The 21,304-nt window shown below is 66.7% G+C and carries 19 protein-coding genes; 5 read left to right on the top strand and 14 right to left on the bottom strand.

Annotated elements, in window-relative coordinates; translation table 11 throughout:
* Positions 1-61: 61 nt before the first annotated feature.
* The 7 genes from ABIC94_RS24815 to ABIC94_RS24845 all read right to left on the bottom strand — a co-directional run bounded on the left by ABIC94_RS24815 (position 62) and on the right by ABIC94_RS24845 (position 7,335).
* Positions 62-2,242 carry a LamG-like jellyroll fold domain-containing protein gene (locus tag ABIC94_RS24815; RefSeq protein WP_354375653.1) on the bottom strand — a complete coding sequence of 727 codons (2,181 nt, stop codon included), beginning with the start codon at positions 2,240-2,242 and terminating at the stop codon, positions 62-64.
* 118 nt (positions 2,243-2,360) lie between these two features.
* Positions 2,361-3,563 (bottom strand): MFS transporter, encoded by a 1,203-nt coding sequence (locus ABIC94_RS24820; protein ID WP_354375654.1) that lies wholly within the window; start codon positions 3,561-3,563, stop codon positions 2,361-2,363.
* The gene (gene aroC, locus ABIC94_RS24825) at positions 3,563-4,687 is read right to left on the bottom strand and encodes a chorismate synthase (RefSeq protein ID WP_354375655.1); all 1,125 of its coding nucleotides are present in this window, start codon (positions 4,685-4,687) and stop codon (positions 3,563-3,565) included. Before aroC ends, ABIC94_RS24820 begins: the two co-directional genes overlap by 1 nt.
* Positions 4,688-4,719: 32 nt before the next feature.
* Positions 4,720-4,905, bottom strand: coding sequence for a hypothetical protein (locus ABIC94_RS24830; protein WP_126749054.1), 186 nt, complete (start codon positions 4,903-4,905; stop codon positions 4,720-4,722).
* Between the two features lie 50 nt (positions 4,906-4,955).
* Complete coding sequence (locus ABIC94_RS24835) at positions 4,956-6,539, bottom strand: MFS transporter (protein WP_354375656.1); 1,584 nt, start codon at positions 6,537-6,539, stop codon at positions 4,956-4,958.
* Positions 6,536-7,000, bottom strand: coding sequence for an SRPBCC family protein (locus ABIC94_RS24840; RefSeq protein ID WP_354375657.1), 465 nt, complete (start codon positions 6,998-7,000; stop codon positions 6,536-6,538). Before ABIC94_RS24840 ends, ABIC94_RS24835 begins: the two co-directional genes overlap by 4 nt.
* Complete coding sequence (locus ABIC94_RS24845; RefSeq protein ID WP_354375658.1) at positions 6,889-7,335, bottom strand: ArsR/SmtB family transcription factor; 447 nt, start codon at positions 7,333-7,335, stop codon at positions 6,889-6,891. The genes ABIC94_RS24840 and ABIC94_RS24845 overlap by 112 nt, the downstream gene beginning before the upstream one ends.
* 141 nt (positions 7,336-7,476) lie before the next feature.
* Here ABIC94_RS24845 and ABIC94_RS24850 point away from each other — a divergent pair, with 141 nt between their 5' ends.
* On the top strand, positions 7,477-7,899 hold the full coding sequence (locus ABIC94_RS24850) for a cupin domain-containing protein (protein WP_126749050.1): 423 nt from the start codon (positions 7,477-7,479) through the stop codon (positions 7,897-7,899).
* 28 nt (positions 7,900-7,927) lie between these two features.
* Here the strand turns inward: ABIC94_RS24850 and ABIC94_RS24855 are convergent, their stop codons facing one another.
* From ABIC94_RS24855 to ABIC94_RS24885, 7 genes are all read right to left on the bottom strand, one after another.
* The gene (locus ABIC94_RS24855; protein ID WP_354375659.1) at positions 7,928-9,043 is read right to left on the bottom strand and encodes an acyltransferase family protein; all 1,116 of its coding nucleotides are present in this window, start codon (positions 9,041-9,043) and stop codon (positions 7,928-7,930) included.
* 50 nt (positions 9,044-9,093) lie between these two features.
* Positions 9,094-10,056, bottom strand: coding sequence for an NAD(P)H-dependent flavin oxidoreductase (locus ABIC94_RS24860; RefSeq protein ID WP_354375660.1), 963 nt, complete (start codon positions 10,054-10,056; stop codon positions 9,094-9,096).
* An 80-nt stretch (positions 10,057-10,136) separates the two neighbouring features.
* Positions 10,137-11,927 (bottom strand): acyl-CoA dehydrogenase, encoded by a 1,791-nt coding sequence (locus ABIC94_RS24865; RefSeq protein WP_354375661.1) that lies wholly within the window; start codon positions 11,925-11,927, stop codon positions 10,137-10,139.
* A 74-nt stretch (positions 11,928-12,001) separates the two neighbouring features.
* A complete protein-coding gene (locus tag ABIC94_RS24870; RefSeq protein WP_354375662.1) occupies positions 12,002-12,934 on the bottom strand; it encodes an electron transfer flavoprotein subunit alpha/FixB family protein in 933 nt (310 codons plus the stop codon).
* 2 nt (positions 12,935-12,936) lie between these two features.
* Positions 12,937-13,686 (bottom strand): electron transfer flavoprotein subunit beta/FixA family protein, encoded by a 750-nt coding sequence (locus ABIC94_RS24875; RefSeq protein ID WP_354375663.1) that lies wholly within the window; start codon positions 13,684-13,686, stop codon positions 12,937-12,939.
* Between the two features lie 137 nt (positions 13,687-13,823).
* A complete protein-coding gene (locus ABIC94_RS24880; protein ID WP_354375664.1) occupies positions 13,824-15,104 on the bottom strand; it encodes a mechanosensitive ion channel family protein in 1,281 nt (426 codons plus the stop codon).
* A gap of 39 nt (positions 15,105-15,143) precedes the next feature.
* On the bottom strand, positions 15,144-16,097 hold the full coding sequence (locus tag ABIC94_RS24885; protein WP_354375665.1) for a histone deacetylase family protein: 954 nt from the start codon (positions 16,095-16,097) through the stop codon (positions 15,144-15,146).
* An 86-nt stretch (positions 16,098-16,183) separates the two neighbouring features.
* On the opposite strand from ABIC94_RS24885, the gene ABIC94_RS24890 reads away from it, so the two are divergent.
* From ABIC94_RS24890 to mltB, 4 genes are read left to right on the top strand one after another with little or no spacing between them, the layout of a single operon-like run.
* Positions 16,184-17,104: an AAA family ATPase gene (locus ABIC94_RS24890; RefSeq protein WP_354375666.1), complete on the top strand. Its 921-nt coding sequence runs from the start codon at positions 16,184-16,186 to the stop codon at positions 17,102-17,104.
* Positions 17,105-17,129: 25 nt separating this feature from the next.
* Positions 17,130-18,101, top strand: a complete 972-nt coding sequence (locus ABIC94_RS24895; RefSeq protein WP_354375667.1) for a DUF58 domain-containing protein — start codon at positions 17,130-17,132, stop codon at positions 18,099-18,101.
* 37 nt (positions 18,102-18,138) lie between these two features.
* On the top strand, positions 18,139-20,157 hold the full coding sequence (locus ABIC94_RS24900) for a DUF3488 and transglutaminase-like domain-containing protein (RefSeq protein ID WP_354375668.1): 2,019 nt from the start codon (positions 18,139-18,141) through the stop codon (positions 20,155-20,157).
* A 54-nt stretch (positions 20,158-20,211) separates the two neighbouring features.
* Entirely contained in the window at positions 20,212-21,303 is a 1,092-nt protein-coding gene (mltB, locus tag ABIC94_RS24905; protein ID WP_354375669.1) for a lytic murein transglycosylase B, read from the top strand.
* Position 21,304 lies beyond the last annotated feature (1 nt).

The following is a 21,304-nucleotide window of genomic DNA, read 5'->3' on the forward strand; positions in this document are numbered from 1 at the left end:
GCTTTTCCGGGCGATCTCATCGGCTACCGGGGCGGGAAGAGTGCCCCCCGCCCCTGCTTCGTCAGCCCGCCTTGCGCGCCGTGAGCCATTGGGCCGGCGCCAGGGCGGAGGCCACCACCCGCACTTCACCGATGTGGCCGAAGAACCCATCGGCGCGGGCACCGTCCCACGAGCCGCCGCCCACCACCCATGGCGAGGTGGCCGACAGCGTGGCAAGGCCGGGCGCATTGCTGATGTTGCGCAGCACCGGCGCGCCTTCGACGTACATCGTGGTGTCGTGCGACACCGGATCGTTGACGATGGCGATGTGCACCCAGCGGTCGGCAATCACCTCGCCGGACCAGTTGGTCTTGGGCGAGCGAGCGCCGGCCGCGCTCGGCACCACTTCCCACTGCACTTCGCGCAGGCTCGAGATCGCGAACAGCATCGGCGGCGCTTCAGGGTCGCCGCCCTGGTAGCCGGCCAGGTCGCCACGACGGCCGTCACGCGTCATGATGTTCATCCACGCCTGCTTGCTGCTGGTCCAGCTCTTGTCGATCTTCACGAACGCCTCGACGGTGTAGCCGTTGTCCAGCGTCTGGCCGTTGATCGGCGCCGCAGCCTCGGTGAGGAAGTAGCTCAGGCGCGGCACGTTCTTGTCGGTGTTCAGGAAACGCACGGAGCCCGGCGCGGCCGAAAGATGGTGGCGGTCGTCGCTCCAGACGATGTCGGCGTCGGCCGCACCCGCGATGCCGCCCTGGTTCAGGGTGTCGCGGTGCAGCGGGTTGTTGCCCGTGACGTCCGCGATGACGGTGCCCGGGAGCACCGGCTGGTTGACCGTGCCGCCGAAGAAGCGCCAGTGCGCCAGCGTGTTCCCGACCTGGGGGTAGTCGTCCGAATTCGCGGCCGGCCGCTGCACGGTGACGTCGGGCTCCTTGTAGTTCGCAAGGATCATGGCCTTGGCCCGGTCGACCAGCGAGCCCTCGATGACGGCTTCGCCCGTGCCGAAAGTCTTGTTGAAGCCTGCAAAGCGCTGCGCAAAATCCATCTCGATGACGAAGGACTCGTTGGGCGTGGTGAGCACGGCCTGGTCGAAGCTGTTCAGCGTGTCAGCCGGCTTCTGCGGCACCCACGGCGAGAACGACAGCACCTTGATCTGCTTGTGGCTCAGGTCGAATTCATAGAGGCGCATCAGGCCGTTGCCGCCTTGGTAGGCCATCTGGTAGTCGACCACCATCTCCTCGACCTTGTGGCCGAAGTCGTTGGTCTTCGTGAGGTGCGCGGCGCCGTGGTGGTGGCCGTTGAGCGTCATGAAGATCTGGTCGTTGTCGCGGATCAGCTTCTCCCACAGCATCTTGCCGTAGTCGGTCTCGAGCGGGCTGGTGCCGTCGGCGTCGATGTTCAGCAACTGGTGGTTCACCAGGATCACGGGCAGCGTCGGGTTCTTTGCGATCACCTGGCGCGCCCAGGCAATGCCGGCGTCCGAAATGCGCCACGACAGCGACAGCACCATGAACTTCTGGCCCTGCGCCTCGAACACGTGGTACTCGTGAAAGCCGCTGCTGTCGCGCGCGCCGAAGGTGGCCTGGCGCTTGGCGCGCTCGGTGCCGAACCACTGGAGATAGGGCTCGTTGGCGAGCGTGCGAGTCGCGTCGGTGCCGCCGTTCGGGTCGATGCCGTAGTCCACATCGTTCAACACGTCGTGGTTGCCGGCAAGCACGCTGTAAGGCAGCTTGGCGTCTTCGAGCACCTTCATCGCGGCATCGGCCACCTTCCACTGGTCGGGCTTGCCGACCTGGTCGACCACATCGCCCAGGTGAATGGTGAACGGGATGTTCAGCGCCGCGGCATTGGCGGCGATCCATTTCGTCTGCGCGGCGAAAGGTGCGCTGCCGAAGCGCTTGTCGTACTGGTCGCTCTCGGCGGCTGTGGCGTAGCGCGCATAGAACTGCGTGTCCGGCATGACCGCGAGTGCGAAGCTCGAGATCTTCGCGGCAACCGGCGGCGGGGCTGGTGTGGGTGCCGGGGCCGGCGCTGGGGCTGGCGACGGGGCAGGCGCCGGCAACGGACTGAAGCCGGGCGCTCCGCCTCCCCCACCGCCGCAGGCCGCCAGCAACGCGCTGCTGCCGCCGACAGTCAGCAGGGACGCACCGAGCTTGAGAACCTGGCGGCGTGGCGGTTGGGCAGGATGGGCGGGAGATGGTTCGGCCGGAGAAGGGGTGTGCGGCGCGCGGGTGCCGCGCGAGTCGTCAGGAGCAGACATGTCGATGGGGAGCGTTGAAAAGCGCGCAAGCGTAGGCACGCGCGGTGACGCAGGCATTTAAGGCCCGTGACACTTTGGCGCGCGCAATGCCGCCGCGCCCTGCTTTTTCAGCGCGGGGTCAGACCCTGGCCCTACGTTCCAGCTGTTCCAGCTGTTCGAGCTTTATCACCCGCCAGGCGCACAGGCTGCCCACCACCGCCAGCAAGGCCGCCATCGCAAACATGATGCGGTAGCCGAGTTCCTGCGCCACCGCGCCGCCGAGCAGCACGCCCAGCACACCGCCAAAGCCGTAGCCGATCACCGTGAACAGCGCCTGCCCTCTCCCGCGCAGCCGCCCGGGGAAGCGGCGCGACACCACAGCAATGCAAGTGGTGTGGTGCGCCGCAAAGCTCAGCGCGTGCAGCCACTGTGCAATGACGAGCGCCGCAATCGAGCCGCCCAGCCCGGCGGTAAGGCCCAGCCGCGCCACGGCGGCGATGCCGCACACGAGCATCCAGCGCGACATCGGCAAGAGGCCGATGAGACGGCCCTGCAGGAAGAACCAGACGATCTCCGCCACCACCGAGAGCGCCCACAGCAGGCCGATGACGCTCTTGCCGTAGCCGAGCGAATCGAGGTACAGCGAGAAAAAAGCGTAGACCGAGAAATGCGACATCACCTGGAAGAACAGCGCCGCAAAGAACCACCGCACCGCCGGAATGCGCAGCACCGGCCCCACGGGCTCCTTGACCGCGTCGTGCGCCGCGACGGGCTCGCGGATGTCGGGCAGCTTCATCGTCGCAATCAGCACCACGGCCAGCGTGCCGGCCGCCCAGGCCGGAAAGTGCTTCATGCCGAAGCGCTCGAACCACTCGCCCGCAAAGAACACCGTCACCAAAAAGCCGGCCGAGCCGCACAGGCGAATGCGCCCGTAACGCCCCCAGTCGCCGGCCACGAGCTGCGCCATGGCGGCCTCGGTGAGCGACATCATCGAGCTGGTGTGGGTGAACATCACCAGCAGCACCAGCGCCAGCCACCAGGCGCCGCCATGCCACCAGAGCCCGAACGAGCTGACCAGCGCCACCGCGGCACTGAAGCGCAGCAGCATCACGCGGTGGCCGGTGTGGTCGCTGAGCGCGCCCCATGCGTAGGGGGCGAACACCCGGGTGATCGATTGCACCGAGGCCAGCAGGCTGATCGTGAAAATCGGAAGCCCCAGGTCCTTGAGCCACAGCGGCAGGTAGGGGTTGAAAAAACCGATGTGCGCGAAATAGCTGGCCGACAGACCAGCAAACGCCAACAGGTGGCCGCGTCCGGCGGCCACTGGTGGCGGGGCGGACACTAGAGGAAAGACGCCTGCGGAGACGCGGCCTCGGCCTTTTCGGCTTCGGCCTTTTGCTGCTGCTGCACGTCGCCGCACTGCGCACGGTTGCGCAGCACATGCTCCATGACCACCAGCGCGAGCATGGCTTCGGCGATGGGCGTGGCGCGAATGCCGACGCACGGGTCGTGGCGGCCCTTGGTGACTACCTCGACCGGGTTGTTATTGATGTCGATGGACTGGCGCGGGCTGATGATCGAGCTGGTGGGCTTGATCGCGATGCTCACTTCCAGGTCTTGTCCCGAGCTGATGCCGCCGAGAATGCCGCCCGCGTTGTTGGTGACGAAGCCCGTGGGCGTGATCGAGTCGCCATGCGTGGTGCCGCGCTGCGTGATGCTCTCGAAACCGGCGCCAATCTCGACCGCCTTGACTGCGTTGATGCCCATCATCGCGTAGGCAATTTCAGCGTCGAGCTTGTCGAACAGCGGCTCGCCAAGGCCGACGGGCACGTTGGTGGCCGTGACGCGGATTCGCGCGCCGCAGGAATCGCCGGCCTTGCGCAGGCGGTCCATGTACGACTCAAGCTCGCTCACGTCGGCAATGGGCGCGAAGAAGGGGTTGTTGGGCACGTGGTCCCAGCTCTCGAAGGGAATGGCAATTTCGCCGATCTGCGTCATGCAGCCGCGAAACACCATGCCGTATTTTTCGGCCAGCCACTTCTTGGCAACCGCGCCGGCCGCCACCATGGGCGCCGTGAGCCGCGCCGAAGAACGTCCGCCACCGCGCGGGTCGCGAATGCCGTATTTCTTCCAGTAGGTGAAGTCGGCGTGGCCGGGGCGGAACTGCTGGGCTATCTGGCCGTAGTCCTTGCTGCGCTGGTCGGTGTTCTGGATCAGCAGCGCAATCGGGGTGCCGGTGGTCTTGCCTTCATAGACGCCGGAAAGAATCTGCACCGCGTCGGGCTCGTTGCGCTGGGTAACGTGGCGGCTGGTACCTGGGCGCCGGCGATCAAGGTCGCCCTGGATGTCGGCCTCGCTCAGTTCCATGCCCGGCGGGCAGCCGTCGATCACGCAGCCGATGGCCGGGCCGTGCGACTCGCCGAAATTGGTGACCGCGAAGAGAGTTCCGAATGTGTTGCCGCTCATGGCTGGGATTATCCCTACAAAGCGGCGGCCACTCAGTCAGTCGTGTTTTCCATGCGCTTGGTGAGCGTGCCCAGCTGCAACTCGATGGAGAAAAGCCGCTCGTTCAGCACGGCGGTCTGTAGCCGTATGGCCTCGATGATGGCCTTGGTCTGCGGGTCCGAGGTGTTTTCGGACAGTTCCGCCAGGTCATGCAGCTTCTTGCGAAGTTCGTTGCTCATGGGAGGCTCCGTTCATCGTCTCGTCGTGGAGCCTGCAGTATGGGTCTTCGTCAGCGCTCAGGCAATGCATCTGGCGCGGCCTTGGGCTGCGCGGCCTCTCCGGCGCTGCGCAGCCGCACAGCCACCAGCGCGCCCACTGCAAGCAGCACCGCCGCGCAAATCCCGGCCGTCAGCCGCATGCCATGCAGCAAGGCGGCGCGGGCCGTGTCGAGCAGTTCGGTGCCGGCAGTGCCTCCGAGTTGCCCGGCCAAGGCCACCGCACCGCCGAGCGTGCTGCGCGCAGCCTCCACTTCAGCAGCACCCGCCAAGCCGGTCGGAACGGCGTCGGCCATCGTGCCGCGGTAGATGGCGGCGCCGATGCTGCCCAGAATCGCAATGCCGAGCGCACCGCCGAACTCCGAACTCGTTTCCGAAATGGCCGAGGCCACGCCTGCGCGCTCGGGCGGCGCGCTGCCCACCACCAGGTCGGTGGCCAGCGTGAACACAGGTGCCAGGCCGAGGGACGAAATGACGCTGCTGGCCACCATCCACGCGAGGCCGCCCTCCGCGGGGAGCACTACGAGCATTGCGAACCCCAAGGCCGCGACACCCAAGCCTCCGCCCATCACAAACGCGGGCCGCATGCGGCGCACCAGCGCGGAAACCACCATGGAGCCGGCAATGAAGGCGGCCGCGCTGGGCACGCTCCAAAGGCCCGCGTGCAGGGGCGAGAGCCCGAGCACCAGCTGCAGGTATTGCGCGTTGTAGAGAAAGATGCCGAACATCACGAAGCAGGCCAGCATGTAGGCGGCCAGCGAGATGCTGAAGGCCGGCAACCGGAACAGGCGCAGGTCGATCATCGGGTCGGCGAGCCGCCGCTGCCTGCGCGCGAACGCCCACCCAAGTGCCACGCCCGCCACGATGGCCAGTGCCGAGACGGCATCCGGCCCGTGCTCCGCCACCTGCTTGATGCCGTAGATGGCCGCCAGCACCGCGCCGAGCGAGAGCGCCACACTGGCCAGGTCGAGCCGTCCCGCTTCCGGGTCGCGGTATTCGGGCAGCAGGATGGGGCCGAGCACCAGCAGCAACACCATCACCGGCACGCCGATCAGGAACACCGAGCCCCACGGAAAGAACTGCAGCAGCACGCCGCCCAGCACCGGGCCGATGACCGCGCCGGCCGAGTAGCTGGAAATCCAGACGCCGATGGCCACCGTGCGCTGCCCGGGGTCGAGAAACATGTTGCGGATGAGCGAGAGCGTCGACGGCGCGAGCGTCGCGCCCGCCACCCCAAGCAGCGCCCGCGTGGCGATGAGCATGTTGGCGCTGGTGGAAAACGCGGCCAGCACCGAGGCGATGCCGAAGGCGGCCGCGCCAATGAGCAGCAGCCGCCGCCGGCCGATGCGGTCGCCCAGCGTGCCCATGGTGACCAGCAGCCCGGCGACGAAGAAGCCGTAGATATCGACGATCCACAGCAACTGCGAAGCGGTGGGCTTGAGGTCTTCGCTGATCGAGGGAATCGCCAGGTTCAGCACCGTGAGATCCATCGAATACAGCATGCACGGCAGCGCGATGACGGCCAGGCCCGTCCACTCGCGCGCCGTTGCGCGGGCCGGTGGTGGTCTGCCGACAGACTCGTTGCGCCGGCCGGTCATTCAGCCGCTTTCGCCAACCATCGCTCGAGCTTGACCATGGCGCCGGTCCAGCCGTAGTTGTGTCCGTCGCGCGCGGCTTCGTCGAAGAACTGCTCATGCATCAGAACCAGTTCGCAGCCATTGCCCTCGGGCTCGATCCGCACCGTGACGCGCGACTCGCGCTCCGGCGTGCTGCGCCAGGCCCAGCTGAAAACCAGTTTTCGGTTGGGTACGAGCTCCTGGTAGACGCCGCTCACGTCATGCGTCTCTCCATCGGCGGCGAGCATGGTCACGCGAAAGCGGCCGCCCACGCGCAGGTCCACTTCGGCCAGCGGAACGGAAACGATTTCTTCCGGGCCGAACCAGGCTTTCAGCGCTTGCGGGTCGGTCCACGCGCGCCAGACTTTTTCGGCGGCGACAGGGTAGTGCCTGCGGAGGGTAAGCGAGGGTCGCTCCGTGGCGGGGGCGGCAGGTTTTGCCATTCGGTCTCCTCTTGGTGATAGAGATAGCGCGCCAGTGCATCGAGGCGCCCGGTCCAGAATTTCTCGTAACGGGATAGCCACACGGCAGCCTCCTGCATGGGCCGCGGCGAGAGTTCGCACTGCACGACCCGGCCCTCTTTCGTGCGCGAAATCAGGCCGGCGTCTTCGAGCACCCGCAGGTGCTTCATGAAGCCGGTCAGCGACATGCCGTGCGGCTCTGCAAGCTCGGTCACGCTGAGGCTGCGCTCGCCCAGGGTTTCGAGCACGGCGCGGCGCGTTGGGTCTGAAAGGGCGGCAAAGACGGCGTCCAGCGAAACGGGATCTGAGTGAACCATATGGTTTAGTATCCCGTCGCGCTTCAGGCCCGTCAAGCCATCGCTTGAATCAGCCCTCTGTCGCAGATGTCTTTGGGAACGCTTTATGCGTGCGCCAGCGCGGCACAACCACCACCTGCATCACCTGCAAAGGAGCGCCCCATGCTGGACCGAACCGCTACCCAGTTCTCCCACGTCAAGCCCGGCGATACGGAGTTTGTCTCGGGCGGCCTGCGCGATTTCTTTCTTTACCGCGACCTCGGCATTGCGGAGGCCACCAACGGCAAAGTCATCGCGCACCTCGTCAAGGCCAACATGGCACCGGAAGCGGGCACCGGCTGGCACCGCCACGAGGCGGACTTCCAGATCGTGATCATGGTCAAGGGCTGGGCCCGCTTCATGTACGAAGACAAGGAAACCCTGGTCGAAGCCGGCGACGTCGTGCACCAGCGGCCCGGCATCCGGCACTTCCTGTTCGACTACTCGCCGGACATGGAATACCTGGAGATCGTCTCGCCGGCCGATTTCAAGAGCGTCGACGTCGAGCCGGTTTGCGAGATTCCGCCGCCTACGCCTTGGCCTTGATAGCAGGAACAGCCGCCGCAGCTGCCGTTCAGGGCGACACGAGCATCCCGCTGACCAGCAGCGCGGCAAACAGTCCGGTCACCGAGCGCCACGACGCCGGACGCACCTCCACCCAGCGGTACAGCACCAGCGCGGCCGCCACCGAAAGGCCGAAGGTGACGGCCATGCCGAGCGCATCGATCCACGCGTCATGCGGCCCCAGTTGCGCAACCAGTGCGTTCGTCGCCAGCAGCACCGGAAAGTGAATGAGGAACAGCGAATACGAGATGCGGCCCAGGCGCTGCAGCGGCATGGCCGCATTCGGCCGGCCTGCCAGCGAGAGCCAGTCTTGCCGCTGGGCAACGGCAATCAACAGCGCGCTCACCAGTGCAATCGCAATGCGGCTGCGCCAGTCGATGGCCAAGGCGCCCGCGCCGGTCAACGCCAGCAACGCGATGGCGCTCTGCCAGGTGCTGGCGCGCGTGGCGCGGCCGATCCAGAACACCAGCATGCCGAGGCCGTAGGCACCGAAGAAATAGAACGCCGTGTCGTCGAGATCGGCATTGCGGTTGAAAACCACCAGCGAGGCGATGGCGACCGCAAGCACGAGCGCCACGGGAATCCAGTGTTCACGCGAGGCTGCCGCCAACGAGGTCGCCCTGCCTCGCCGCAGCATGGTCGGCACACTCATGAGCGTGAGCGCCAGCACGAAGAGCTGAAAGTCGATGGCCACATACCAGACGCCGGTGGAGAGCGCGTCGTAGTCCAGCAGGTCCTGCATCAGCAACCCGTGGGCGAACAGCTGGCCGATGCTGGGCGAAGCCGGCACATCGTCGCCGCTCATCCAGGGGCGCACGAGCGCGGCCACAAGCACGCACACGGTGAGCGCGGCCAGGTAGGGCATCACCAACCGGCCATAGCGCTGCAGGATGCGCGCCATGGGCCGGTCGACGCGCAGCACGCCGTCGGGCGCCAGGCTGGCGGCCGCCAGAAAGCCTGCGATCACCAGGAACACCTGCACGGCAAGCCGGCCGTCGTCGGCCAGCCAGCCCAGGAAATCCGGTGCCAGGGGAAACGCGCCCGCCGGCATCGCGCCATAGCGCGACAGGTGGTGCCCGACGATCACCGCGCAAGCGATGCCCTTGGCAATGTCGAGCAGCGGCATTCGCCCGCGCTGCGGAGGCTCTGCGGCGGGCGCCGGTTTGTCTGCCCCGTTCAAAGCGCGAGCCGCTGCCTTGCTTCCTGGTATTCGCGCTTGAGTTTTTCGATGAACGCGGCAGCGCTGGCCACCTCGGTCACGGCGCCGATGCCCTGGCCCGAGCCCCAGATGTCTTTCCAGGCCTTGGCCTTGCTGCCTTCTCCGGCGGCGAAGTTCATGGTCTTCACGTCGCCTTCGGGCAGGTTGGCCGGGTCCATGCCGGCCTTGACGATGCTGGGCGCCAGGTAGTTGCCGTGCACGCCGGTAAAGAGGTTCGAGTACACGATGTCGTCGGAGGTGCCTTCGACAATGGCCTGCTTGTATTCATCGCTGGCACGCGCTTCTTCGGTCGCGATGAAGGCGGTGCCGATGTAGGCGAAGTCGGCCCCCATGGCCTGCGCCGCGAGCACCGCGCCGCCCGTGGCAATGGAGCCCGACAGCGCAATGGGGCCGTCGAACCACTGGCGGATTTCCTGCACCAGCGCAAACGGGCTCTTCACGCCCGCATGGCCGCCCGCACCGGCCGCCACGGCGATGATGCCGTCGGCGCCCTTCTCGATCGCCTTCTGCGCGAACTTGTTGTTGATGATGTCGTGCAGCGTGACGCCGCCGTAGCTGTGCACCGCATCGTTCACATCGGTGCGCGCGCCCAGCGAGGTGATGACGATCGGCACCTTGTACTTCACGACCATTTCCATGTCGTGCTCGAGGCGGTCGTTGCTCTTGTGCACGATCTGGTTGATGGCGAACGGCGCGGCGGGCTTGTCCGGGTTGGCCTTGTTGTAGGCCGTGAGCTCTTCGGTGATTTCGATCAGCCAGTCTTCGAGCTGCGCCGCGGGGCGTGCATTCAGCGCCGGCATGGAGCCGACCACGCCGGCCTTGCATTGCGCGATCACGAGCTTGGGGTTGCTGATGATGAACAGCGGCGAGCCGATGATCGGCAGCGGCAGGTTGGCGAGCACGGGGGGCAGCTTGGACATGTCGTCTCCGGGATAGGGTTTCGGTTTTATATAAGAGGAAGGCCGCGCCGCCCGTCAGGTGGGCGACACATGGCCGTGGGTCAGAAGGCGTCGAGTGCCAGTGCTGTGACGCTTTCCGCGCCGTCGACGATGCTGTCGCGGATGCCCGGTACCTTGTTGAGAATGTGCTCGGCGTAGAAGCGCGCCGTGGCCACCTTGGCTTGCATGAAGCCGATGTCGACGCTGCGCGAGGCAAGGTCCTCGGCGATGATCAGCGAGCGCGCCAGCTGCCAGCCGGCCACGAGGTTGCCCGCGAGCATCAGGTAGGGCACGCTGCCCGCGAACACCGCATTCGGCGCTGCCTTGGTCTGGCCCGCGACGAAATCGACCACCTCGACGAACGCTTCGCGCGCGGCCTTCAGGCGCTTGCCCACGGCCGCAGCTGCGGCGCTGTCGCTCTTGGCAAGTTCAGCCTCGGTCTTCTCGATCTGCGCGGCGATGGCTTTCGCGGTCTGGCCGCCGTCGCGCGCGGTCTTGCGGCCCACGAGGTCGTTGGCCTGGATGGCCGTGGTGCCTTCGTAGATCGTGAGGATCTTGGCGTCGCGGTAGTACTGCGCCGCGCCGGTCTCTTCGATGAAGCCCATGCCGCCGTGCACCTGCACGCCGAGCGAGGTCACTTCAAGGCTCATCTCGGTGCTGTAGCCCTTGACCAGCGGCACCATGAATTCGTAGAAAGCCTGGTTCTGCTTGCGCGCCTCGGCATCGGGGTGGTGGTGCGCGGCGTCGTAGGCGGCGGCGGCCACCGAGGCCATGGCGCGGCAGCCTTCGGTGTAGGCGCGCATCGTCATCAGCATGCGCTTGACGTCGGGATGGTGAATGATGGGCGCGCTGGCGTTGATCGAGCCATCGACGGGGCGGCTCTGCACGCGGTCTTTCGCATAGGCCACGGCGTGCTGGTAAGCGCGCTCGGCAATCGCGATGCCCTGCATGCCCACGGCGTAGCGGGCCGAGTTCATCATGATGAACATGTACTCGAGGCCGCGGTTCTCCTGGCCGACGATGTAACCGACGGCACCGCCGTTGTCGCCGTACTGCAGCACGGCCGTGGGCGAAGCCTTGATGCCCATCTTGTGCTCGATGCTCACGCAGTGCACGTCGTTGCGCTCGCCCAGCGAGCCGTCCTTGCCGACCATGAACTTCGGCACCACGAATAGGCTGATGCCCTTCACGCCTTCGGGCGCGCCGGTGACCCGGGCCAGCACGAGGTGCACGATGTTCTCGGCCATGTCGTGCTCACCGTAGGTGATGAAGATCTTGGTGCCGAACACCTTGTAGGTGCCATCCGGCTGCGGTTCGGCGCGGCTGCGCACCATGGCAAGGTCGCTGCCGGCCTGCGGCTCGGTGAGGTTCATGGTGCCGGTCCACTGGCCGCTCACGAGCTTTTCGAGGTACACCGCCTTGAGCTCGTCGGAGCCGGCCGTGAGCAGCGCCTCGATGGCGCCGTCGCTCAGCAGCGGACACAGCGCGAAGCTCATGTTGGCCGAGTTGAGCATCTCGCCGCAGGCCGCGCCGATGGTCTTGGGCAGGCCCTGTCCACCGAAATCCGCCGGGTGCTGCAGACCCTGCCAGCCGCCCGACACATACTGCGCGAAGGCTTCCTTGAAGCCCGGCGTGGTCGCGACCTCGCCGTCCTTGAACGACGACGGATTGCGGTCGCCCGCCACGTTCAACGGCGCCACCACGTCCTGGTTGAAGCGCGCGCATTCCTCCAGCACGGCCTGCGCGGTTTCGAGGCCGGCGTCTTCGAAGCCGGGTAGCTTGGCGATCTCTCCGATGTTGGCCAGGTGCTCGATGTCGAACAGCATGTCCTTGATGGGGGCGGTGTAGCTCATCTCTTGTCTCCAGATACAGCGGATACGAAAAGGGCATCGCGAACGATGCCCTCCGGCTCAGTGCAGCGATGCGATCAGAGCGCCTTCACCAGCTCGGGCACCGCCACGAACAGGTCGGCCACGAGGCCATAGTCGGCCACCGAGAAGATCGGCGCTTCCTCGTCCTTGTTGATCGCGACGATCACCTTGGAGTCCTTCATGCCGGCCAGATGCTGGATGGCGCCCGAGATGCCCGCGGCGATGTACAGCTGCGGCGCGACGATCTTGCCGGTCTGGCCCACTTGCCAGTCGTTGGGGGCGTAGCCCGCATCGACGGCGGCGCGGCTGGCACCCAGGCCCGCGTTGAGCTTGTCGGCCAGAGGCGCCATCACTTCGGTGAACTTCTCGGCGCTGCCGAGAGCACGGCCACCGGAGACGATGATCTTGGCGGCGGTGAGTTCGGGGCGTTCGCTCTTCGTGACTTCGCGGCCCACGAAGCTCGACTTGCCGCTGTCGGCCACGCCTTCAGCCGTTTCGACCGATGCGCTGCCACCGGTGGCAGCCGCGGCGTCGAAGCCGGTCGTGCGCACCGTGATCACCTTGGTGGCGTCGCTGCTCTGCACGGTGGCAATAGCGTTGCCGGCATAGATCGGGCGCTCGAAAGTGTCGGGGCTGTCGACCTTGGTGATATCGGAGATCTGCGCCACATCGAGCTTGGCGGCCACGCGCGGAGCGACGTTCTTGCCGTTCGCGGTCGAGGGGAACAGGATGTGGCTGTAGTTGGCCGCAATGGCCAGCACCTGGGCGGCCACGTTCTCGGCCAGGTTCTCGGCCAGGCTCGGGCTGTCGGCCACGATGACCTTGGCCACGCCCACGATCTGGGCAGCGGCCTTGCCGGCTTCAGCGGCATTGGCACCGGCCACGAGCACGTGCACGTCGCCGCCGCAGGCCAGGGCTGCGGTCACGGTGTTGAGGGTCGCGGGCTTGACGGTCGCGTGGTCGTGTTCGGCAATAACAAGTGCGGTCATGTTCAGATCACCTTCGCTTCGTTCTTCAGTTTGTCCACCAGCGTTGCAACATCGGGCACCTTGATGCCGGCACCGCGCTTGGGCGGCTCGCTGACCTTGAGGGTCTTCAGGCGGGGCTTGACGTCCACGCCCAGGTCTTCGGGCTTGAAGATGTCGAGCGTCTTCTTCTTGGCCTTCATGATGTTGGGCAGGGTGACGTAGCGCGGCTCGTTCAGGCGCAGGTCGGTCGTGATGACGGCCGGCAGGCTGAGGCTCACGGTTTCCAGGCCGCCGTCGACTTCGCGGGTGACGACAGCCTTGCCGTCGGCCACTTCGACCTTCGAGGCGAAGGTGGCTTGCGGCAGGTCGGCCAGGGCGGCGAGCATCTGGCCTGTCTGGTTGGCGTCGTCGTCGATGGCTTGCTTGCCCAGGATGATGAGTTGGGGCTGTTCCTTGTCGACCAGCGCCTTGAGCAGCTTGGCGACGGCCAGGGGCTGGAGCTCTTCGGTGGTCTCGACCAGGATGCCGCGGTCCGCGCCGATGGCCATGGCGGTGCGCAGGGTTTCCTGGCACTTGGCGTCGCCGCACGAAACGGCGATGACTTCGGTCACGACGCCCTTCTCTTTCAGGCGAACGGCTTCTTCAACGGCGATCTCGTCGAAGGGGTTCATGCTCATCTTGACGTTGGCAATGTCCACTCCGGTGCCGTCGCTCTTCACGCGCACCTTGACGTTGTAATCGACGACCCGTTTGACAGGCACTAGAACCTTCATTGACTTGACTCCATTGGATTGCAAAAAGGGGGCTTCGAGGGCAGCCGGTCATTTTAGGGTCCGGCCTTTGCCGCACCTGCGCTCATGGCGACTGGCATCGCGTGGCAACAAAAAAGAACGATCGTGCTTTTTCGTGATTATACGGCAGCATCGCGGGTGCCGGAAACGCCCGGCGGCAGCGACTCGACCCGCAGCACGCGCTGTGGGTAGGGAATGTCGATGCCCGCGCTGCGCAGGCCTTCCAGAATGGCGATGTTGATGGCCGAGCGGACGTTGTCCTTGCCCTTGTCGGGGTCTGCGACCCAGAAGTTCAAGATGAACTCGAGCCCATCGGGCGCAAAGCTGGTGAGAAAGGTCACGGGCTCGGGGTCGGTCATGACGCGCGGCTGCGCCTTCGCCGCGCCGCACAGGATGGACTGGACCTGCGCCACGTCGCTGTCGTAGCCCACCACGATGCTGGTCGTGATGTTGAACTTGCGGTCCGCCATCGAGAGGTTTTCCACACGGCTGGTAATGAGCGACTCGTTCGGCACGATGGCCTCGCGCCCGTTACCCGCCCGAATGAGCGTGTAGCGCGTCTTGATGTCGGTGATGCGGCCCTCGAAGGTGTCGACCTTGACGTTGTCGCCGATGCGGATGGAGCGTTCGAGCAGGATGACGAACCCGCTCACGTAGTTGGCCGCCAGCTTCTGCAGCCCGAAACCCAGGCCCACGCCCAGCGCCCCGCCCAGCACCGAGAGCGCCGTGAGGTCGACCCCCACCGCCGACAGCGCAAACAGGAGCCCGACCAGCAGCAGGATGGCGCGAATCGCGTTCGACGCCACCTTTCGCATCGAGAGGTCGGTCACCGCCTCCAGCAGGATGCGCTTCTCGATGGTGGCGGCAATCCACAGCGCAATCACCAGCACCAGCCCCGCGGACAGCGCACCCTGGATGATGGTTTGCAGGCTGACCCGCGTCTTGCCGAACGCCAGCGTGATGTTGTCGAGTTCAGCCAGCACCGGCGGCAGCAGCCCGACGATCCAGAGAATGGCTGCAATCCAGGCCAGCCAGGAAATCGTGCGCTCCAGCAGCCTCACCAGGTTGGAGGCGGGAAAAACCGCCCTCATCACCCGCGCGAACAGGCGAATGACCAGCAGCGACAGAAAAACCGATACCGCGATGCGCAACACCAGCACCGGCTGGAAGCCGGTCACCCCGCGGCGGGCGAGTTCGGTGAAAACCAGCGCCAGCAGAGGGAACAGCACGCCGTCGAAGGTGCGCTCGCCGAACCAGATCGAATCCTTGGGCTGGTCGCGCCCGAACCAGCGGCTTGCCATCCAGGCCAGGGCCACGCAAGCCACCAGTGCCGCCAGTTCAATGCCCAGGCCGCGCGCGTCGACCTGCGCCAATCGTTGTGTGAAATCGTTGAAATTCATCTCTTCGGAAAACATGGCGCCGTGTTCGCGCCCGCGGCGTTACAGATCGGCCAGGACGCGGATGTGCGCTTCGACGCTGCGCGCCAGCGCATCGAGGTTGTAGCCGCCCTCGAGCATCGACACGATGCGGCCGCGCGAATGGCGCTTGGCCACGTCCCGGATGCGGCTCGTGATCCAGGCGAAGTCGTTCTCGGTGAGCCCGAGCTGGCCCAGGTCGTCTTCGCGGTGGGCGTCGAAGCCCGCGCTCACGAAGATCATCTCGGGCCCGAACTCTTCGAGCCGGGGCATCCAGGCCGCCTCGATCAGCTCGCGCACGTCCATGCCCTTGGTATAGGCCGGAATCGGCAGGTTCAGCATGTTCGAGGCCGGATGGTCGGTGCCGCTGTACGGATAGAACGGATGCTGGAAGAAGCCCACCATCAGCACGCGCGGATCGTTCGAAAGAATGTTCTCGGTGCCGTTGCCGTGGTGCACGTCGAAATCGACCACCGCCACGCGCTCCAGGCCATGCACCTCGAGCGCATGCCGCGCGGCAATGGCCACGTTGTTCAGAAAGCAGAAACCCATGGCCTGCTCGCGGCAGGCGTGGTGCCCGGGCGGACGCACCGAGCAGAAGGCGTTGTCGACCTCGCCGGCAATCACCGCGTCGGTGGCGGCAACGGCGGCTCCGGCGGCCCGACGCGCGGCCAGCAGCGTGTAGCGGTTCAGGATGGTGTCGGGGTCGAGCATCGCATGGGCGGGCCCGCCGGCCGGCTCGTCGGCCACCAGGCGCTGGTGGAGCTCTTCGAGGTATTCGAGGTGTGCTTCGCTGTGCGCCCGAGTGATCTGGGCAAGGGTGGCCAAAGGCACGTCCCGGTGTTCGAGGGCGTCGCCCACGCCGGTCAGCAGCAGCCTGTCTTCGATGGCATCGAGCCGCTCGGGACATTCGGGGTGGCCCCGTCCCATGTCGTGCTTCCAGCAATCGCGATGTGTGAAGTAGCCGGTCTTGCCCATCTCTTTGCCGTGTCTCTGTCGTATCTAGACCTCACACAGCATGGGGCCGCGCGGTCTTACGGTATCGTTTGCATATGGATACAAATATGGACGTTGCTGCGAAGCTTGCCACTTTGCTGAGTCAGCTTAACACGGTGATCGTAGGCAAAGAGCCCCAGGTGCGCGACTGCGTGGCATGCCTGCTCGCAGGCGGGCACTTGCTGATCGAAGACGTGCCGGGGGTCGGCAAGACCACCCTCGCCCATGCGCTCTCGCACACTTTCGGCCTGCAGTTCTCCCGTGTGCAGTTCACGGCCGACCTGATGCCGGGCGATCTGTCGGGGGTGGCCATCTACGACCGGGGCCAGCAAGCCTTCGTCTTCCACCCCGGCCCGATCTTCGCGCAGGTGCTGCTGGCGGACGAAATCAACCGCGCCAGCCCCAAGACCCAGAGCGCGCTGCTCGAGGCGATGGAAGAAAAGCAGGTCACCATCGAAGGCGAGACCCGGCCCCTGCCCACGCCGTTCTTCGTGATTGCCACGCAGAACCCGCAGGACCAGCTCGGCACCTTCGCGTTGCCGGAGTCGCAGCTCGACCGGTTCCTCATGCGCATTTCGCTGGGCTACCCCGACCGGGCCGCCGAACGCGAACTGCTCGCAGGCGCCGACCGCCGCGAAATGCTGGCCACCCTGCCCGCCATGCTGACCGCCGGCGAGCTGACGGCGCTGCAGCAGCGCGTGCAGCAGGTGCATGCCGCCGACCCGCTGCTGAACTACGTGCAAGACCTGATCGCCGCCACGCGCTCCGGCCGCTGGTTTTTGCAGGGCCTTTCGCCGCGCGCCGGCATTGCGGTGCTGCGTGCCGCCAAGGCGCAGGCGCTGCTGGCCAACCGAAACTACGTCGCGCCGGACGACGTTCAATCGATATTGCCGCAGACGATTGCGCACCGCCTCACGCCCGTGGGCGATGCCGGCCGGGGCGCCGTGGAGCAGGTGCGCGCGATGATCGCGGACGTGCCGCTGCCGTAAAAATGAACTGTCCCGTTTGCCACCGATGATTGCGTCGCTACGCTCGCGCATCGACGGCTGGTTCCTGTCGCGCCGGCCCCCTTCGGACACGCTGGAGCTCACGCAGCGCAACGTCTACATCGTGCCCACGCGGGCAGGCTGGACGCTGGCCGCCACGCTGCTGGTGCTGCTGATCGCGTCGATCAACTACCAGCTCAATCTCGGCTACCTGCTGACCTTTCTGCTTGCGGGCAGCGTGGCCGTGGGCATGCATGTGTGCCATGCCACGCTGCGCGGCCTGGCCATGCACCTGACACCGCCCGAGGCGCACTACGCGGGCGCCGCCGCCGTCTTCCGCGTGGTGCTGCACAACACGCGGCGCAGCGTGCGCTACGGCATCGGCATGGCGGTGCGCGGCAGCGGCCAGTGGGCTTGGACCGACGTGCCGGCCGAAGGCAGCGCCACCGTCGAGATCGCGTTCCAGCCCGAAAGGCGCGGCCTCCACCCCGTGCCGCCGCTCACCGCCGAAACCCGGTTTCCGCTGGGAACCTTTCGCGTCTGGACGGTGTGGCGGCCGGCCGCGCAGATGCTGGTCTATCCCACGCCCGAAGCGCATCCGCCGCCCTTGCCGCCCGGCGAGCCCCTGTCGGGGCCGGCGGCCACATCGGCCGCCTTGCGATCCCAGTCGGCCGGAGAGTACGACGGCCTGCGGGCCTACCGGCGCGGCGATCCGCTCAAGCTGGTGGTCTGGAAAAAAGCCGCCCGGGCGCAAGCCACCGGGTCGGAAGATCTCGTGAGCCGGGACATGCAGCAGACCCAGCGCGAAGAACTGTGGCTCGATGCGCAGGCCACCAGCCTCGCCGATACGGAGGCCCGCGTATCGCGGCTCTGCGCCTGGGTGTTGATGGCGGACCGCCTGGGCGTGGACTACGGAATCCGGATTGCCGGACGGGTGGTGCAGCCCTCGCAGGGAGAAGCGCACCGGAGGGCTTGCCTGGAAGCCCTGGCACTATGTTGAACGAAGCCGCTCAATCCTTCCGCCGGGGGTTCCGCGCATGAACAAGTTCACGCGGGAAATCGCGGCGCTGCCGAGAGACGCCCGGGACACGCTGTTCCTGCTCGCGGTCATTGCGCTGATCGTCCTTCCGCAGGCCGAGAACCTGCCCTGGTGGTGCACCGCCATCACCGCGATGGTGCTGGTGTGGCGCGGTACGCTGGCGGTCGACGCCCGCCCGCTTCCGGGCAAGTGGGCGCGTGTGGGCCTGCTGGTGCTGACGGTGGCCGCAACCTTCGCCACCCACCGCACGTTGCTGGGCCGCGACCCGGGGGTCACATTGGTCGTGATTCTGCTGGCCCTCAAGACACTGGAGTTGCGCGCGCGCAGGGACGCCTTCGTCATCTTCTTCCTGGGCTTCTTCGCGATGCTCACGAACTTCTTCTACTCGCAGTCGCTGATGACTGCGATCACCATGCTGCTTGCGCTGCTGGGCCTGCTCACCGCGCTGGTCAATGCGCACATGCCGGTGGGCAAGCCGCCGCTGATGCAGGCGGCCCGCACCGCCAGCTGGATGGCCCTGCTGGGCGCGCCGATCATGCTCGCGCTGTTCCTGCTGTTCCCGCGCTTCGCGCCGCTGTGGGGCACGCCCGGCGACGCCATGGCCGGCCGCACGGGCCTGTCGAACACCATGCGCGTGGGCACCATTGCCGAATTGGCGCTCGACGACAGCATTGCGGCACGCATCAAGTTCGACAACGACCGCGCGCCGCCCCAAAGCCAGATGTACTTTCGCGGCCCGGTGCTGACGCAGTTCGACGGGCGCGAGTGGACAGCGCTGCCGCCCTGGGCGCGCGGCGCGCAATCGTCGGCCAACCTGCGCACCAGCGGCGCTCCGGTGCGCTACGAGATCACGCTCGAGCCCAACCACCGCCCCTGGCTGCTCACGCTCGATGCCGCGCAAAACCCGCCCGAGGCGCCGGGCTTCGAAGTCATGGGCACGCCCGACCTGCAATGGCTCGCGAACCGGCCCGTTTCCGACCTCGTGCGCTACCGCGCCGAAAGCTATACGCAGTTCCTGAGCGGCCCGACCCGGCAAACCGCCGCGCTGCGGTCCTACCTTGCGCTCCCGCCGGGCTTGAACCCGCGCACCGCCGCACTCGCCGCAGAAATGCGCGCCGAGCCCGCGCTGGCCAATGCCGATACGCCGGCTTTCGTGCGTGCCGCGCTGCAGCGGCTGCGCACCGGCGGCTACACCTACACGCTGGAGCCCGGCGTGTACGGCAGCAACACGGCCGACGAGTTCTGGTTCGACCGCAAGCAAGGCTTCTGCGAGCACATCGCCTCGGCCTTCGTGGTGCTGATGCGCGGGCTGGGCATTCCGGCACGCATCGTGACCGGCTACCAGGGCGGCGAACTCAACAGCGTCGACAATTATTGGGTGCTGCGGCAGAGCGATGCGCACGCCTGGACCGAGGTCTGGCAAGAGGGCATGGGCTGGGTGCGCGTCGATCCCACGGCCGCGGTGTCGCCGGGCCGGGTGGGCCGACTGCAACGGCTCGCGCCGCAGCCGGGCCTGTTCGCCGGTGCCATCGGCGCGATGAGCCCCACGCTCGCACAGAACGTGCGCGCTGCGTGGGAGGCCGTGAACAACAGCTGGAACCAGTGGGTGCTCAACTACACCCAGAGCCGCCAGCTCAACCTGCTGAAGAGCCTCGGCTTCGAAGCACCGAGCCTCGAAGACCTGGCGTATGTGCTGCTCTACCTGCTGGTGGGCGCCAGCCTCGCCGGCGCGGCGTGGACCTTGTGGGAACGCAGCCAGCACGACCCTTGGCTGCGCCTGCTGGGCCAGGCACGCACGCGCCTCGCAAAGGCCGGGCTCAAGGTGGCGGAAACAGCACCACCGCGCCAGATGGCCGCGCAAGCCGAGGCTCGTTTCGGCCCGGCCGCGCAAGCGGTGCGCGACTGGTTGCTGAAGCTGGAAGCCCAGCGCTATGCCAAGACCTCCCCCGCTTCGCTCGCGGCGCTGCGCAGCGAGTTCCGCCGGCTGGACTGGCCTGAGCCGAACCCCAAGCGCTGAAAGCCAGCGAGCCCGCGCGCGGGGCGCCCGCGGGCGGGCGGCACAATCGCACCCATGCGATCTTTTCTTCCCGCGCCGTTCCGCGCCGTTTCTCTTGCCCTGCTCGCCGCCTGCTGCGCATGGTCCACGGGGGCGCACGCCCAGAAAGCGTCCAACGCCCGAAGCGTAAAAACCGTGAGCGGCAGCACGCCCTACGCCACGCGCGACGATGCCATGCGCTTTGCCGACGAGGTGGCCGAGCGCCGCGGCCTCGACCGCAACTGGGTGCGCGCCACCATCGGCAGCGCCCGCTTCCTGCCGAACGTGCCGCGCCTGATGTTGCCGGGCCCCGTCGGCTCGGTAAAAAACTGGCAGGCCTATCGCAGCCGCTTCATCGATGCGACGCGCATCGCTGCCGGCGTACGCTTCTGGCGCAACAACGCCGACACGCTCGCCCGGGCTGAGCAGGTGTACGGCGTGCCGCCGGAAATCATCGTGGGCATCGTGGGAGTGGAGACCATCTACGGCCGCAACATGGGCAACTTCCGCGTGATCGATGCGCTGGCCACGCTGTCGTTCGATTTTCCGCAGGCGCACCCGCGCGCGGCCGAGCGCGAAGCCTTCTTCCGCGGCGAGCTCGAGAGCTTTCTGAGCACCGAAAGCCGCACGTCCGAGAACCCTCTGGTGCCCGTGGGCAGCTATGCGGGCGCCATGGGCATGCCGCAGTTCATGCCGAGCAGCATTGCCAAGTACGCGGTCGACTTCGACGGCGACAACCGCATCGACCTCGTCGACAACACCGCCGATGTGATCGGCTCTGTCGCCAGCTACTTCAAGGCCTTCGGCTGGACGCCCGGCATGCCGGCGGTCTATCCGGTGCATTTCGAGGAAGAGCGCCTCAAGAAGCCGCTGCTTCTCGCGCCCGACATCCTGCCGACTTTCAGCACCGACAGCTTCGTGGCGGCCGGCGCGGTTCCGGAGGGCGACGGCCTGCGCCACAAGGGCCTGCTCGCGCTGGTCGAGCTGCAGAACGGCGCCGACGCACCGCCGATCTATGTGGCCGGCACGCGCAACTTCTACGTGATCACGCGCTACAACTGGAGCAGCTATTACGCAATGTCGGTGCTCGACCTTGGCCAGGAGGTCAAGGCCGCCATGGAGCAATAGC

The sequence above is a fragment of the Variovorax paradoxus genome (genome assembly GCF_040544635.1).
GTDB classification, from domain to species: domain Bacteria; phylum Pseudomonadota; class Gammaproteobacteria; order Burkholderiales; family Burkholderiaceae_C; genus Variovorax; species Variovorax paradoxus_R.